The sequence below is a fragment of the Cohnella sp. CFH 77786 genome (assembly GCF_019400745.1).
In the GTDB taxonomy this organism is placed as follows: Bacteria; Bacillota; Bacilli; order Paenibacillales; family Paenibacillaceae; genus Cohnella.
Window position 1 is genome coordinate 262,124 of record NZ_WJIB01000008.1, and the last position, 15,859, is coordinate 277,982.

Genomic DNA, 15,859 nt, shown 5'->3' on the forward strand with positions numbered 1-15,859 from the left:
CGGGTCAGTAGAGAATAGACGGATAAGGTTTAAAATCATCGAATCGGACGGCGAAGCGGTTGTGAAACCCGTCCTCGCAAGCTAAACTACACAAGTAAAACGTCTTCGTCGTTTCGGGGAACAAATGAAGAAAGCGGGGGCGCGCCGTGGCATCCTATTTTCTGAACATGAGCCTGAAACATAAGATCGTGATCCTCTTTTTCATGCCGATTACGATCGTGGCTTTGACGCTGGGCTACTACTCTTTTCAAACCTCGGAATCCCAAATCGTCAAAAAGGTCAGCTCGACGAACCTGGCCGTGCTCAAGGTCATCGACAACAACATCGCCGGCATGCAGCGGACGATCGCCGATTGGGTGACCGTCTTCAGCTTGTCGTCCGCGGTGCAGAACAGCCTTCAGGTCCCGGATTCGGACAAGAACGACTTGTCGGCCGCCCTGTATTCCGGCACGATGTCCTCGATCATGAATCAGATGCTGATCACCGGCAATTTCGACTATTTGGCTCTTTACGGCCAAGACAACGCCCCGCTGCACGAAGTCGCCACCGACGGCAGCAGCGGTTCCGGCTCGTTCGACGCGATCCGGCAAAGCGAGACGTACCGCCGAACCTTGGCTCTGAGCGGGGCTTCGTATTGGTTCCCGCTTACCGATCGGAACAACGTGTTCATCGAAAACAACCGCAAAGAAAAAATCGGCATGAGCCGCATCATCCGCAGTACGCTGACGGGAAAAAACATCGGTTTCATCTTCGTCGGCGTCAATAAGGACACGATCCGCAACCAGTATTTGAAAAATCTGTACGACGAAGAGCATGGCATCCTGCTGCTCGACGAACAAGGGTTACCCTTGCTGGCCGCCGGCAAGCCCTTCTACCGCGCGGACGATCCCGATTTGGCCTTTGCCCGCAGCGCCGCCCCGCTTCAGGCGTCTTCGAAAGTGGTCGACATCGGCGGCGAAGATTTGCTGCTCTCCTACAGCCAGATCAATAACGGATGGCGGATCCTCTACGCGGTTCCCATGAGCTCCCTGACCAAGGAATTGAATTCGATCAAGCTGCTGGTCGCCGTCATCATCCTGGCCTGCCTCGCCCTCAGCGTTCCCCTGATGATGGTGTTGACGTCTTTCCTGACCGCGCCGATCCGCAATTTGCTTCAATCCATGAAACGGTTCCAGAACGGCCAATTCGACGAGAAGGTCGAAGTGAAGTACCGGGATGAGATCGGCCTGCTGAGCCGGGGATACAACACGATGGTCGCGAGCATCAAATCGCTGGTCGATGACGTGTACGTTCTTCGGTTAAAGGAACAGGAAGCGGAGTTCAAAGCGCTGCAATCGCAAATCAACCCCCATTTCCTGTACAACATGCTGGACACGATTTTCTGGGAAGCGGAAAGCGCCGGTCAGGAGCGGATCAGCGAAATGGTGATCAATCTGTCCCGGCTGTTCCGGCTCAGCTTGAACCGCGGAAAAAGCTTTACGAGCGTCGCCAAGGAAAAAGAGCTGATCGGGCTGTATCTGTCGCTTCAGCAAATGCGATTCAAAAACAAGCTGCGATACGAGATCGACATTCCGCCGGAGCTCGATTCTTATATTCTGCTCAAACTGACGCTGCAGCCTTTCATCGAGAATGCGCTGGTCCACGGGATCGAACGCAAACGCGAGGGCGGAACAGTACGCGTGAATGGCGAGCTGAAGTCCGGATACCTCCGGTTTACGATCGAGGACGACGGCTCCGGCATGGAAGCGTCCACGCTGAAGGAAATCACGGAAATCCGCAGCGACAACGACGTCTATACTTCGCCGGACACCGGCGGCTACGCCGTACAGAACGTCATTCAGAGACTGAGGCATTACTATCGCGACGATTACGAATTGAACTATGCGAGCGAACCGGGCGTCGGAACCCGGGTGGAGCTCATCGTTCCCGCTCGAACGATGCCGGAGGAGGACGCAGGCCATGATCCATCTCATGATCGTCGATGACGAAGAACGCGCTCGCACGGGCATTCGATCCTTGATCGATTGGGAGCGGCATCAAGTGGCGATCGTCGCCGAAGCCCGCGACGGCTTGGAAGCTTTGGAGCTGCTGAAAATCCATCGCGTGGATATCCTGCTGACGGACATCCGGATGCCGGAAATGGACGGACTCGCCTTGATCGCGGCCGTCAAAGAAACGTATCCCCGCATCAAATCCATCATCATGAGCGGATATAACGAATTCACTTACGCGCAGAAGGCGCTTACGCTGGGGGCGAGCGACTACTTGCTGAAGCCGAGCCGGCGGCAAGAAATCCTGGACACCGTCTTGCATCTGATCGAGGACATCGAGAAAGAGAGGCGGCACGACCGGAACCTCGAACGGTTGAAACAAGGCTTCCGGGAAAGCCTGCCTCTTTTGAAGGAGAAGACGCTCGGCAGGCTGGTCGCCGCCGAGATGCCGCCCTACGACAAATTGCTCGAGAACCTGCAGCTCAGCGGACTTCAATTTCCGTCTGCCTTCTTCGGCGTGCTGGTCGTTCAAATCGATAACTTCACCGCTCTCCAGAAACAATACGGATCGTTCGATCTGGAGCTTCTGAAATACGGGCTGAAGAACATCAGCGAAGAGACGATCGCTACGCCCCTGCATGGAGCCGCCTTCGAATACCACGACGACATACTCGTCATCTGGAACGCCGATGCGCCCATGGAGGCCGCGGATCTTCTCCCTTATGCGGAATCCCTTCGGAAGAACGCATCGGAATTCCTGAGCCTGAGCGTCTCGATCGGAATCGGGAGCACGGGACGGCATATCCGGCACGCGAGGCCTTCCTATACGGCCGCGGCAAACGCGTTGGACGCCAAATATTACATGGGCCCCGGCAAAATCGTCGATTATACGGAAGCGGCGGACGAAGAATGGATGAACGCCGCCTACCCCATCCAGTTGGAAAGAGCCGTCATCCAAGCGATTTTGTCCGGCGAATCGGAGCAGCTCCAAGAGAAGCTGGAGCTGTTCCGGAACGCGCTCAAACCGGAAAGCACCCCCAAGGACCTCTTGCTGAAATATTGCTTTACGCTCTATTTCGCTCTGTACCGCCTCTGTATCGATAAAGACATCGAAGTCAGCGATATATTCGGCGAGGAGCTCCAGGAAATGACGGCCAAGCTGGCCAAGTCGAACATCGGGTCCATCTTCGCGGAGCTGCTCGATACCGCAGCTTCGATCGGCGAAAAGCTGAATGCCAAGAAGCATAACCACAAATTGTTCGAATCCATTCTCGAATACGTGCGGAACAACTACGATAAGGACATCAGCCGCGAGTCCGTCGCCGGCGAAGTCTACATTACCCCCGGCTACCTGAGCCTGCTGTTCAAGCAGCAGCTGAAAACCGGTTTCTTGGACTATCTGCACAAGATCCGCATTGAGCATGCCTGCTTGCTGCTGAAGGATAACAGCAAACGGATCGGGGATATCGCCCTGAAGGTCGGGTATAACGACGAGAAGTATTTCTTCCAGGTGTTCAAGAAGTACACGGGGATGACGCCGAACCAGTACCGGAACACGATTTAGCTGGAGAGTCCGGTCGTTTATGCTGTTCAGCGGAGGGCTCATTCCGACGTTCCTTGTCGTGAAGGAGCTCGGATTGATCGATACTTATGCCGCGCTTGTGCTGCCGTTGTCCATCAACGCATTCAACATGATCATCCTTCGCACTTCGCCGTTCCGCCGCCGGATCAGGCAGTGAAGATGGCGGTTATCGTCGTAGCGACCCTGCCGATCCTTGCTCGTATACCCTTTCTTGCAGAAGCATTTTGCCAAAGGGGCTTTGGGTCGGATCCATCAAAGGATAAGAAAGGAAAATGGAGATGGCGAGAGAACAAGTTACGAAATTTCCGATCGATTGGGCTACGGCCGCGTGCGATTCGCTTATGAACGCTTACGAGCCGCTGCAGCTTCCGCCTGCCGGCCGCTGGCACTACCATCAGGGCGTGTTCCTGTGCGGAATGGAGAAACTGTGGGAGAAAACGCGGGACGACCGCTACGACTCGTTCATCCGGGGCTACGTCGACGGCTTGGTGGACGAGCGCGGCAATTTCCTGTTCATACGGGACGAGCTGGACGCGATCCAAGCCGGACTGCTGCTGTTCCGGCTCTACGAACGCACCGGACTGCGCAAATACCGGGCCGCTGCCGATAAGCTCAAGGGCTTGTTCGCCACGCTGAACCGGACGAGCGAGGGCGGATTCTGGCACAAGGACAAGTACCCGTATAATATGTGGCTGGACGGCTTGTACATGGGCGGCGTGTTCGGCCTCCGGTACGCGAACGTGTATGGGGACGAAGACGGATTGCGGGATCTGATCCTGCTGCAAGAGCAGCTGATGCGGAGGCATATGCGCGACGGCAGGACCGGACTGTTCTACCACGCCTGGGACGAGAGCCGGCGCATGCCGTGGGCGGATCCGGAAACCGGCTGTTCCCCGGAGTTCTGGGGACGTTCCCTCGGATGGTACGCGCTCGCGCTTGCGGAATTTCTCGATCTGCTGCCGGAGGGACGGGAGGCCGAACGGGCCGAGCTCGCGGAGGTGCAACGCGACTTGCTCCGCGCGATCCTCCGGTACCAGGATCCGGCGACGGGCTTGTGGTACCAGGTCGTCGACAAAGGCGACCGTCCGGACAATTGGCTGGAAACGTCGTGCACCAGCTTGTTCGTCTATGCGGCGGCCAAGGCCGTCCGCCAAGGGGTGCTCGGAAGCGAAGGCGCGGAAGCGGCGGTTCGCGGTTATCGGGGGCTCATCGCGCGGCTGGAGCAGGATGAGCGGGGCCGTCTCGTGCTGCCCGATATCTGCATCGGAACGTCCGCGGGCGATTACGAGAATTACGTCACGCGGCCGGTCAGCAAGAACGACCTGCACGGCGTCGGCGCTTTCGTGATGGCGTGCGTGGAGATGCAGGAATTGATGATAAGCGGGAATTAAGCTGAAGCGCAAAGCAGCGGCCGACACGGGATTCCATTCCCGGACGGCCGCTGTTTCTTGCATATTTTGATATAATGAAAACATGAACCAGCCATCAAAGCTTAGGAGATGAGTTTGGTGACAAAGGAGAAGAAACCCGGCATCATCCGGGAAACCCCGATGACGTACGGCGAATACGCATCCCTGCCGGAGGACGGCAACCGGTACGAGCTGGTGGACGGCTTCCTCGAGCTCATGTCTCCCAGCGCCTCCACCCTGCATCAGTTGATCAGCCACCGTATCCAGTTTAAGCTTACGCAAACCTGCGATCGGGATAATATCATTTTGGACGCGCCCATCGACTTGATCCTATCCGACCGGGAAGTGCGCCAACCGGATCTTGTTGTCCTCCATCGCAGCCGGCTTTCCTTGCTGACCCGGCGCGGAATCGAAGGTCCTCCCGATTTGGTTGCCGAAATTCTATCCCCTTCCTCGATCCGCAGGGACAAGGTCGGCAAGCGGAACACGTACGCCAAATACGGGATTCCCGAATACTGGATTATCGATCCCGCAAGTTGGACGCTGGAGCAGTACGTATTGACCGACTCCGGCGCGTACGATTTGCTGGACGTGTTCGCCGGGGACGAGCCCGTTCGTTCCGAGCGCCTCCCTTGCGTATCGTTCACGATGGAGGAAGTTCGGACCGCCATTCCCGACATCCGGGATTGACGAGGGTACGATCACCGGCGCAGAAGTCTTAACTCCTCAAAAATGTACCTTCGCGGAAGTCCCGGTAAGCCTGGAGGATTTCCTCTTCCGTATTCATGACGAACGGCCCTCGGGCCACAACCGGCTCCCGGAGCGGTTCCCCCGCGAATAGAACGAGGCGCAGCGGAGCCGTCGCCGCGATCCCGATTTCGCTTTCCGGTTCCCGGCCTTCGCCGAGCCGCAGGACCTGGCCTTTCGAAGCCTTCACTTCATTGCGGCCGAACACTCCGCTTCCTTCCAGAATATAGAGGAATCCCTGATAGCTGCCGGGCAAATCTTGCGAAACCGATACGCCGGGCTCCACGTTCACCTCCACCATCGTGACGGGAACATGGTTGAGGGTCTCCGATACGACGCCCCGTGACGAGCCGGAAAAGACGCGGATCTTCGCGCCCTTCTCTTGCCTTACGGGCATATCCGCGCCCTTCAAATTCTGATAGCGCGGCGTCGTCATTTTCTTGTCGCGGGGCAGATTGACCCATAGCTGAAGCACGTGGGCCGTGACGCCCTGCGGCGGAACCTCGTTATGCACGACGCCGCTCCCCGCCGTCATCCATTGAACATCCCCGGGTCCAAGCACGCCGCGTTCTCCCGTATGGCTGTCGTAATGCTCGATGGCTCCATCGATCACGAATGTAACGGTTTCCATGCCGCGATGCGGATGAACGTCGAACGCCCCTTGTTGAAACCGATCCTCCATCATGACCAGAAACGGATCGTTCTTCTCCCAAAGTCCCGGTTCGAGCACGGGTGCAGCCGCGTGCACCGGACTGACTGGACGAAGCACGACGTCCTTGCGATCGATAATTTCCCGTTTAAACACGTTTACGTGCCCCCTTATCGATAACTCGACCCTTCCTCCTGCGAACGAAGGGAAAGGGCCGTCGGAGAATGCTTATCCTCTTAAAGTGCTCCAGGGGCGATGACTTGGTCCAGCATGAGTTTCACCCCGCCCGTGATTAGGAGACGATACCGACCAAAACAAAAGAGACGATCCCCAGCAGCACGATCATGAACGTTTGCTTGAAGCCGTCCTTCACCCGCAAATGAGCCAGGGTTCCGCCGATCGCCGTTACGCCCAGCACCAGGGCTCCTGCCATCGCGAAATCCGTTTGCCAATAGCCGGCGATCAGCAGCGCCGCGCCAACCAGCTCAACCAGACCCGTCACGACGCGAAACCATTGAGGCAGCCGCAAATGATCGAAAGAATCCCGGTGCATTTTCGAGCCCGAAACTTTCCCAAGCCCCGCCATGATGAACATCGCGGCCAACAACCCCTGCAAAATCCAACTGACAATTTCCATAATCCGTCCCCTCCTCTTTCTTACACCTTTCGCTTACACAACACCTGTTGTATAATTGAGTGTATTCGAAGACCGTTCGGACCACAATCGTCAGTTTTGGCATTCTGTGGCTTACGCAACAATGGGATATCAAATGTTGTTTAACTTGGGAGGAACTCCGAATGATGCAGCCGGAACAGAAGGTCGACCCGCGGATATTACGGACGAGGAAGCTGATCTTAGACGCGTTCATGACGATCGCGAAGACCAAAGATTTCGCCAGCATTTCGATCAAAGACATCACCGATGCCGCGACCGTAAACCGCGCGACGTTCTATGCGCACTTCGCGGACAAATACGAGTTGCTGGATGCCGTCCTGACCGATACTTTCTTCAAAAACATGCATGAACACCTAAATTGCCACGACCGACTGAATGAAGATACGGTCGCCAATGTGTTCCTCGCGATTACCCGATTCCAAAAAGAACTAAGCGTTCAATGGAAAAAGAGCTACGAGTCGTTCCGTCCGATCATCGAAAACAAAATCAAAAAAGACCTGGAGGGTCTCTTTTACCTCCTGCTCACCAATCAGAACCTTGCCGTCGAAAAAGAAAAGCTTAAAATATGGTCGGTTCTGCTCAGTTGGGAGATTTACGGGGCGTGTACGGATTGGCAGCAGAACAGTACGCTCCCGGCCGAGAAATATATCAAAACAGCCATGCCCTATATCTTGCAAGGGATGGCTGTGCTGGTTTGAGATTCGGCATCGCCGCCGTTATCCGAATCGCTACACGGAGAAGCTGTAGGCGGCTTCGGAGGCGGCTTTCGCCATCTCCGCCCAACGGTCTTCCGGGACGATGTCGACGAGCGTTTTGATTTTCACTTTTCCGAAATCGATGTTTGGCACATCCGCAAGCGTAATCCTCTCCGTCACGATGCTCCGGAAGATGCCGGGGTACCGTTCCTCCATCTGCTGCAGCCGGTAGATCCCCGTTTCGAAATGCTTCCGGGCCGCGTTGACGGAACCGATCACGCACTTGTTATGCAGCACCATGCCCAAATTCAGCTGATCGGCCGGGACGTCTTCCTTCCGGTCGCCGGATGAAATGCCGAGCAGAGCGAGCACCCCGTTCGGCCCGAGCGCGCTCATCGCTTCGAACGCCAGCGGGCTGAAGCCCGTGCACTCCCAGATCAGATCGAACGGCGCTTGTTGCCGTTTGACATAATCGGTCAGGGAGGCGGGACCTTCCCGGCCGGCCTCCCCGCTGGCCGATGAGGGGGACGGCGCTTGCTGGTACGTTCCGCCGATCCGCTCGACAATCCGCGCCTCCGGGCTCGTCTTGTCGTCCATGGACCACACGTGGACGTCAAGTCCCAGGCACCGCGCCGTCAATGCGGCCAGCAGCCCCAGCGGCCCCGAGCCCAGCACGAGCGCGCGCTTGGGCTCCCAGACCAAGCGCTGCTGGATGCGCTGCACCTCATCCCACACCTTCTCGAGAATGCTCTGCGGTTCCGCCAGCATGCCGTAGGCCATGCAGGCCGGCGGAATTTTAACGAAATACCGGTCCTCGTCCTTCACGTATTCTGTCAGGCAGCCGTGCGCGCCTTTTATTCCCCGCTCCGTGTAGGCTCCCGTCTGGCAATAATCCGCGCGTCCGTTCCGGCAATTGACGCAGGCGGGGTCGTGGCACGGCCGGCGCACGATCATCGTCACGAGATCGCCCTTGCGCAGACCGGCCTGCTTCCCCGCGTCGACTACGACTCCGAGCATCTCATGGCCGAAAACCAGCTCGTCCTCCCCTTCCGGCGGCCAGCCGTACGGCGTCGTGATGATTTCCTTATCCGTGCCGTCCAAACCGACGCACAGGATGCGGACGAGGACGTCGGACGGCCCTTCGAGCTCCGGCTTCCGGTGGCCGGCAACGGCGATTTGCCGGCCGGCGTTCATGCGGATGACTTTGGCGGCTTTCATCTCGGCTTCATGACCGGTGTTCATATGAGCTCATCTCCTTTATGGAGCAGCCGCAAGCAGCTTCATGTCCGGCGTATCCTGCTCCCGCTTCGGACGATCGCGCAAGCTTTTCAGCTTCGACAAATACTCCTGAACGACTTTGACGTAAGAAGCGTGCGACCAAGCGAGCGGGGACACCGACAGCGGCTCCCCGGTATACGGATGGATCTGTTCCGCCATCACGCCGGACGGCAGCGAGTGGCGGTTCGCCCACAGAATGAACGAAGCGGCCTGCTCCAGATCCTGCTCCGTCCGTGCGACGGCAATGAGCCACTCCGCGTACCACAGCGTGCAGATGAACCACGGATTGCCCGGCACGTTCGCCAGATCCTGACTCGCCTGGTGGTAATAGTCGTTCTCGTAGCGGGCCACGCCTCCGACTTCCGTCTTGACGGAGAGAGCCAGATACAGATCCCTCATCGTCCGTTCGATGCGCGGATCATCGGGCGCGAACAACCCGAAGTCGAACAGCCCGTACAAGCTGGCGTCGAGCTTCAAATCAGGCTCGTACATGCCTTTCTGTTCGTTCCAGTAGAGCGCGCGGACGAACCGCCCCAGCTCGGGCGAGTACATCTCGTTCTCCACGGCCGTTTTGACGCTGTCCGCCGTGTCCTGGTACTTCCCGGCTCGCGTATGATCCCCATGGCAACGGGCGAAGCTGGCTGCCGCAAGCAACCCCGCGTACACGGTCGACACGGTAAAAGCCATGACGCCGTACCGTTCCTCCCACAGGTCCCAGGAAGGCAGCGGCAGCCCCGATCCGCTGCGGTAGCGGACGAGGAAGTCCGCGGCGGGCTGAACGAGACGCTCGTAATCCTCTTTGGAGCGGTCGAGGGTCCCGCCCATTTGATGATGGTGCCACAAGGCGAACAGCACGAGGGCCGTCTCGTCCTCCTGGATGGGAACCTGCTTGTTGCCCCGGGCATCGATCCACGGATGCCAGCTGGAGCCCGCCGATCCGTCCGGATTGTATTTGTGCATCATGTACCCGTCGGTCGACAGGGAGGTACGGCAAAACCGGAAAAAAAGAGCCGTAAGGTCGGCGTACCCGCTCCGGTCGAGGGCATGGGAAATGAGCGCGCCGTCCCTTGGCCACATATAAGAGTACGTGTCTTTGGCGAACTTGAGCATATCCGCGTCGTTCGCGGCGATAATGGCGCCCCGGTTGTCGAAATGGGTGCGGATGATCAGCAGGCTTCGTTTGTACAACGAAGCCATCTCCGGTTGGAGCAGCCCCAGCTCGTGACGGTCCTTGCGCAGCCACTCCCTCCAATACGCCGTCGTACGGTCCAGGAACGCGTCCGGCGAAGCTTCGCGCCGGATGCCGTATTCCAGGCGATCGATTTCTTTGATGCTGGTCCCGAAGGCGATCCAGAACCAACCTTTCGCCTGGCTTCCGCCGGCGGCCCGAAGCGTCATCTCGATCGTGCCGTCGATCGAGCCCTGCGTAATCGGGTTGCGCTCGAGCCTTCCGTCCTCGGCGTCCCTCCATGTTCCTTCCAGTCCTTCCACGCCTTTCTTTCCGGTGGCAAATCCGCTCGGATCCGCGGACGACGGGTTCTCGGAGCGGCAGGAAAGGGAGAAATACCGTTTGCCTTTGTAGAAAATCAGGGAGCGCAAATCCGGGTCATAGTACGCCGTGTCTCCGTACGACGAGCCGTAAATATCCAGGTCGAGATGAAAATACACCTTGAACGTTCTTTCGTTCGCCCAAACGTTGCGAACCGTCACTTGGCGAATCAGGCAGTTGTCGCGGGCGTCGACCGCATCGCGGAGCGTCAGCTCCCACCCCAGGCGCTCGTGGCGGAACCGCGCCTCCGTTACCAGGGAATCCTCCACATAAGCCGCTTGTCTTCGGACTTCCGGATCGTCCGTCCAGCCGAACCCTTCCGGCGTCCACACCCCGAAGCGGCAAATTTCTCCCAACGTATGATTTTCCATGCCCACGTAAGGATAATAAATATCGCGCAAATTATAGTTCCTATCGAAGTTGACAAGGACATTGCCGTTGCCGATCGGCAGATCTCTGGGCACGCGCGCACCGCCTTCCCGCTGTTTTCGTTCTAGAATGCCCGGAAAATGGCGGAAGATGCGCGCTCACCGCTCCGCATAAACGGCGGTATTTTCGGTCATGATTTGTAAACAAAAGACGAAGACAAGGAGCCATGAGCCGTGTCCCATTTCGACCGGCGGAGCCCGGCTCGAGCAGAGTACGGCCGATCCGGCGCCGATCTGCTCCATTTGATGGTTCAGAACGCCCGATCGCTGTATCTGTACTGGGAGGTCGGCAGCCGGAGACGAAATCTGACCGAGCGCCACTTCGGCTGCCCTTGGGGAACGATGCCCAAAATCATCCGGCTCTACGATACGACGTGCGTCTATTTCGACGGACATAACGCGAACGGCTATTTCGATATCGAGACAACGCCGGAAGCGGTTAACTGGTACATACATGGCGTTCAGCCGGGAATAACGTATACGGCCGACTTCGGCACGTATTCGATCCATCGGCAATTCGTTCCGCTGCTGCGTTCGAATGTTGTCGTGACCCCCCGGGATTCGGTTCCCGATGCGGCCGAACCGGCAGGCGGGCCGGTCAATTTCACGGCTTATGCCCAAGCGATGCGCAAGGGAGTGTACCTGTTCGATGAGTCTGCCGCCGAAGAAGAAACCGGGGGGCGCAAGCTGCGGTTGCCTGATGCTGGTCCTCCACCTGCATCTGCCTTATATCCGCCATCATGACCGCGACGATTACCTGGAAGAACGCTGGTTTTACGAATCGATGCTGGAGACGTACCTTCCTTTGCTGGACATGGCGGAACGGCTGGCCGGCGAATGCCCCGGCTTCCGCCTTACGCTCGGCATGACGCCGACGTTGCTTGCCATGCTGGAAGACCCCCTTATGCAGGGCAGGTTCCTGAACCATCTGGAGCGCCTGATCGAGCTGGCGGACAAGGAAACCGGCCGTCTGGCGAACGATCCGGTCTTCCTGCCGCTCGCCCGCCGGTATGCGGAGCGGTTCCGCTCCTTGCGATCCTTGTACCTCGGCATGGAGATGAAGCTGATTCCGCGTTTCGCCGACTTGCAGAGGCGCGGCTTCGCGGAAATCGTCACGTCGGCGGCTACCCACGCCTTTCTTCCGCTGTGCAAAACCGAAGAAGCGATCCGGGCGCAGATCGCCACGGCCGTCCGGGACTACGAGCGGCATTTCGGCCGGCGTCCCTCCGGCATGTGGCTGCCCGAATGCGGATATACCAGCGGAATCGACCGGATTCTGAAGGAGCTCGGGATCTCTTATACGTTCGTGGAAGCGGCCGGCGTGCGTTACGCCTCCCCGCCCCTCCAAGAGGGCCTGATCGTCCCGCGCCTCACGCGGCACGGAGTCGCCGTCTTTCCCCGGGACCCGGAATCCTCTCTTCAGGTGTGGAGCGCTGCGGAAGGATACCCGGGGGACGAGGATTACCGGGAATACTACCGGGATATCGGCTGGGATTTGGGATGGGAATCCGAATCCGCGTGGGGCTACATCCGCCCTTATCTCCTGGCCGACGGCACGCGCGTCAACACCGGCATCAAATATTACCGGATCACCGGCCGCGAGGACCGGAAGGAGCCTTACGACCCCGAGCGGGCAGCCGCCAAAGTCCGCGCGCACGCCGAACATTTCGTCCGCTGCCGCGAGCGGCAGGCTGAGGAAGCGTTGAACCGGACGGGCGGCCTCCCGCTCATCACGGCTCCCTATGATGCCGAGCTGTTCGGCCACTGGTGGCACGAAGGCCCCGAGTGGCTGGAGACGGTCTGCCGCATGCTGAGCGGGGAGTCCTCTCGCGTCCGGCTCGTTCTGCCTTCGGAATATTTGGCCGGACAGACGACCGTCCGGGCGGACCGGATCGAAGAATCGAGCTGGGGGCGCAACGCGTCCGCGGAAGTGTGGCTGCAGGGCGGCAACGATTGGATATACCGCTATCTGCATCAAGCCGAGGAACGGATGATCCGCCTTGCGACCCATTACCGGGCGATGGCCGACCGGGACGCGCTTTCTCCTTGGGTTCGCCGCACACTGAACCAGGCTGCCCGGGAGTTGATGTTGGCTCAAAGCAGCGATTGGGCGTTCATCATGGACGGGGGAACGGTCGTCGAATACGCGGTGCGAAGGACGAAAGGGCATTTGGAACGGTTTGGCCGCCTTTGCGAAGCCGTCGAGCGGGACAAACCGGATCCGGCGTACCTCGCCGAACTGGAACGCGCATCGCCTCTATTCCCGGATCTCCGGTTCGAGGAATTCGCGTCCGTTCTTCCCCTCTCCCCCGTGTCGATTCTGACGGAAGCACAGTGGCTGGCCGTACAGGAACAGACACGCGGGCGAAGGAACGTCTTCATGTTGGCCTGGGAATACCCGCCGCACAATGTCGGCGGGCTCTCCCGCTCGGTGTACGAATTCTCCAAAGCATTGGCACGCCGGGGCGAAGCGGTTCATGTCGTGACGACCGCCCATTACGGCTCGCCTTATTTCGAGCTGAGCGAAGGGGTCTGCATTCACCGGGTGCCGGTCGTCGCCTCCGGGCCGACCGATTTCTGGGACTGGATGTTCGAAATGAACCTCGCCATGATCGATCATCTCCTGCAGTGGCTGGAGGCAGGCGGTCGCATCGATGTCGTGCACGCTCACGATTGGATGGTCTATTATACGGCAAGCGAAATGAAAAGCAGCTTCGGACTGCCGTTTGTCGCCACCTTCCATGCGACGGAGTGGGGCCGCACCGGCGGAAGGATCGAGAGCGAGCTGCAGCGGCGCATTCACAGGTTGGAATCCTGGATGGCTGCGGAGGCGGACCGAATCGTCGTCTGCAGCCGCCACATGGCGGATGAAATTCGGCGGTTGTTTGAGCCCTCGGAATCGCGGATTCATATCATTCCGAACGGAATCGATATGGATGCGGGTACGGAAACGGTTGAAACCTTCGTGGTGAAGGAAGGGCCAACGGTGTTCTATGTCGGCCGGCTCGTCTTCGAGAAAGGCGTGCACGTCCTGCTGCACGCCGTGCCTCACGTTCTCGCGCAGGTGCCGGACGCCCGATTCGTCATCGCCGGGGCGGGCCCGATGGAAGCGCAGCTGCGGGAACAAGCAGCTCCTTACGGAGACCGGGTGAAGTTTCTGGGCCATGTTGACGCTTCTGTCAAGGAAGCATGGCTGAAAGCAGCCGATGCGGCGGTCGTCCCCAGCCTGTACGAGCCGTTCGGCATCGTCGCCCTGGAAGCGATCCGTCACCGAACGCCGCTCGTCGTATCCGACACGGGCGGCCTCGCCGAGATCATCGATCACGGCGAAGACGGCTTCAAAGCGCTGCCGGGCCATGTCGATTCCCTTGTCCAGCATTTGGCGGAGACGTTGCTCAATCCCGACCGTGCCCGTTCCATGGCGGACCGCGCCTACCGGAAAACGCGGGAAATGTACGATATGCCGGTATTGGCGGAGCGCCTGTCGCGTCTCTATCCCATTCCCGATCCCAGAGGAGGTGTTTCCGTATGAAAGGCGTCATCCTGGCCGGCGGCAAAGGCACGCGGCTGCTTCCGCTCACGGGTTCGCTGCCGAAACCGATGGTTCCGCTGCTCGGCAAGCCCTGCATGGAATATACGATTTTGCTGCTGCGCAGGTATGGCATTTGCGATATCGCGGTAACCACCCATTATCGGCCGGAAGCCCTCGAGCATTATTTCGGCGACGGCAGCCGGTTCGGGGTGCGGCTCCGTTATTTCGCGGAGACCGCTCCGCTCGGGACGGCGGGCGGCTTGAAGAACGCGCGCGCGTTCCTGGACGAGCAGTTCGTCGTCGTCAGCGGGGACGCGCTCACCGACGTCGATTTGTCCGCTTTCGTCCGCTTTCACGAGACCCGGAACTCCCCTTTGACCCTGATGCTGTCCAGGGTCGCCGAGCCATGCGCTTTCGGCATCGTGCTGACCGGTCCGGAGGGACGAATCGTCCGTTTCCTGGAGAAGCCGGCTCCGGAACAGGCGTTCAGCGACACCGTGAACACGGGGATTTATGTGATGGAGCCGGAGGTGTTGGATTGGATCCCCGAAGCGTCGGCCTACGATTTCAGCCGGCAGCTTTTTCCCGAGCTGCTGGAGAAGGGAATCCCGATCTACGGGTATACGAGCAACGCCTACTGGTCGGATATCGGCACCATCCGGCAATACGTTCGCAGCCAGTACGACATGCTGGAGGGACGCATCCGGATGGACATCCAGGCGCGGCAAATCCTACCCGGGGTATACGTCGCCGGCGGCGTCAGGCTGCAACCCGGCTGCGTCGTAGAAGGGCCGGCGTTCATCGGCGAAGGCACGAGCATCGGGACGCAAGCCCGGGTCGGTCCCTATGCGGTGATCGGCAGCGGGAACCGGATCGAACGCGGTTGTCGTTTGGAGCGCGCGATCCTGTGGGATGGCAACCGGTTGGCCGCTTACACGGACGTCCGCGACTCCGTGCTTTGCAGCGGAATCCGGGCCGGCAGCGGCGCCCGGGTCCCGGAAGGCACCGTAATCGGGAACGGGGCGGTCATCGGCGGTCGTCCGGTTCCCCTTCCGGAGGCTCAGCAGATTCCGAAGACGGAGACGGAAGGATGGTTATATGCTGATTCCGATCGAATCGAAACAGATTCTATTCTGTTCCCATGATGAAGGCGACGGCACCTTCCGCCTTCATTACCGGAACGGCCGGATCCAATCGCTCGGCGTTGTGGACGGGGCGAAGCTGCAGGAGATGCTCCAGGATCAAAACCGATACGATGCGTTGATCCGGCTGATCCAGGAGGGAACGATCCCCTAAGAAAGCCTGAACGGGAAAGACGCTTGC

Annotated in this window: 13 protein-coding genes and 1 pseudogene; 10 read left to right on the top strand and 4 right to left on the bottom strand. The window is 59.0% G+C overall.

All coding sequences use genetic code 11. From position 1 onward, the window contains the following. The first annotated feature begins 146 nt into the window (after positions 1–146). From GE107_RS13690 to GE107_RS13710, 5 genes and pseudogenes are all read left to right on the top strand, one after another. Positions 147–1,985 (top strand): sensor histidine kinase, encoded by a 1,839-nt coding sequence (locus GE107_RS13690; RefSeq protein ID WP_219640525.1) that lies wholly within the window; start codon positions 147–149, stop codon positions 1,983–1,985. Beyond that, positions 1,960–3,555 carry a response regulator gene (locus GE107_RS13695; RefSeq protein ID WP_219640526.1) on the top strand — a complete coding sequence of 532 codons (1,596 nt, stop codon included), beginning with the start codon at positions 1,960–1,962 and terminating at the stop codon, positions 3,553–3,555. The genes GE107_RS13690 and GE107_RS13695 overlap by 26 nt, the downstream gene beginning before the upstream one ends. A 19-nt stretch (positions 3,556–3,574) precedes the next feature. Beyond that, positions 3,575–3,836: pseudogene (locus GE107_RS13700) on the top strand (hypothetical protein); the annotation flags it as partial. A gap of 15 nt (positions 3,837–3,851) precedes the next feature. After that, entirely contained in the window at positions 3,852–4,964 is a 1,113-nt protein-coding gene (locus GE107_RS13705; protein WP_219640527.1) for a glycoside hydrolase family 88/105 protein, read from the top strand. Positions 4,965–5,072: 108 nt separating this feature from the next. Continuing rightward, entirely contained in the window at positions 5,073–5,672 is a 600-nt protein-coding gene (locus tag GE107_RS13710; protein ID WP_219640528.1) for a Uma2 family endonuclease, read from the top strand. Positions 5,673–5,700: 28 nt separating this feature from the next. Here GE107_RS13710 and GE107_RS13715 read toward each other — a convergent pair whose 3' ends face one another. Together GE107_RS13715 and GE107_RS13720 are read right to left on the bottom strand one after the other, a co-directional pair. Continuing rightward, positions 5,701–6,534, bottom strand: a complete 834-nt coding sequence (locus tag GE107_RS13715) for a pirin family protein (protein WP_219640529.1) — start codon at positions 6,532–6,534, stop codon at positions 5,701–5,703. Positions 6,535–6,670: 136 nt separating this feature from the next. Further along, the gene (locus tag GE107_RS13720) at positions 6,671–7,015 is read right to left on the bottom strand and encodes a DoxX family protein (RefSeq protein WP_219640530.1); all 345 of its coding nucleotides are present in this window, start codon (positions 7,013–7,015) and stop codon (positions 6,671–6,673) included. Positions 7,016–7,176: 161 nt separating this feature from the next. Here GE107_RS13720 and GE107_RS13725 point away from each other — a divergent pair, with 161 nt between their 5' ends. Next, positions 7,177–7,752, top strand: coding sequence for a TetR/AcrR family transcriptional regulator (locus tag GE107_RS13725; protein WP_255570457.1), 576 nt, complete (start codon positions 7,177–7,179; stop codon positions 7,750–7,752). A 30-nt stretch (positions 7,753–7,782) separates the two neighbouring features. On the opposite strand, the gene GE107_RS13730 is transcribed toward GE107_RS13725, so the two are convergent. Next, positions 7,783–8,991 carry a glucose 1-dehydrogenase gene (locus GE107_RS13730; RefSeq protein WP_255570458.1) on the bottom strand — a complete coding sequence of 403 codons (1,209 nt, stop codon included), beginning with the start codon at positions 8,989–8,991 and terminating at the stop codon, positions 7,783–7,785. A 15-nt stretch (positions 8,992–9,006) separates the two neighbouring features. Next, complete coding sequence (locus GE107_RS13735) at positions 9,007–11,040, bottom strand: glycoside hydrolase family 15 protein (RefSeq protein ID WP_219640531.1); 2,034 nt, start codon at positions 11,038–11,040, stop codon at positions 9,007–9,009. Positions 11,041–11,178: 138 nt separating this feature from the next. On the opposite strand from GE107_RS13735, the gene GE107_RS13740 reads away from it, so the two are divergent. The 4 genes from GE107_RS13740 to GE107_RS26590 are packed head-to-tail and all read left to right on the top strand — an operon-like array spanning position 11,179 to position 15,832. Next, on the top strand, positions 11,179–11,748 hold the full coding sequence (locus GE107_RS13740; protein WP_370636413.1) for a DUF4912 domain-containing protein: 570 nt from the start codon (positions 11,179–11,181) through the stop codon (positions 11,746–11,748). Beyond that, entirely contained in the window at positions 11,654–14,536 is a 2,883-nt protein-coding gene (locus GE107_RS13745) for a 1,4-alpha-glucan branching protein domain-containing protein (RefSeq protein WP_219640532.1), read from the top strand. Before GE107_RS13740 ends, GE107_RS13745 begins: the two co-directional genes overlap by 95 nt. Beyond that, a complete protein-coding gene (locus GE107_RS13750) occupies positions 14,533–15,681 on the top strand; it encodes a nucleotidyltransferase family protein (RefSeq protein WP_219640533.1) in 1,149 nt (382 codons plus the stop codon). Before GE107_RS13745 ends, GE107_RS13750 begins: the two co-directional genes overlap by 4 nt. Next, positions 15,635–15,832, top strand: coding sequence for a hypothetical protein (locus tag GE107_RS26590; protein WP_255570484.1), 198 nt, complete (start codon positions 15,635–15,637; stop codon positions 15,830–15,832). Before GE107_RS13750 ends, GE107_RS26590 begins: the two co-directional genes overlap by 47 nt. Positions 15,833–15,859: the final 27 nt, after the last annotated feature.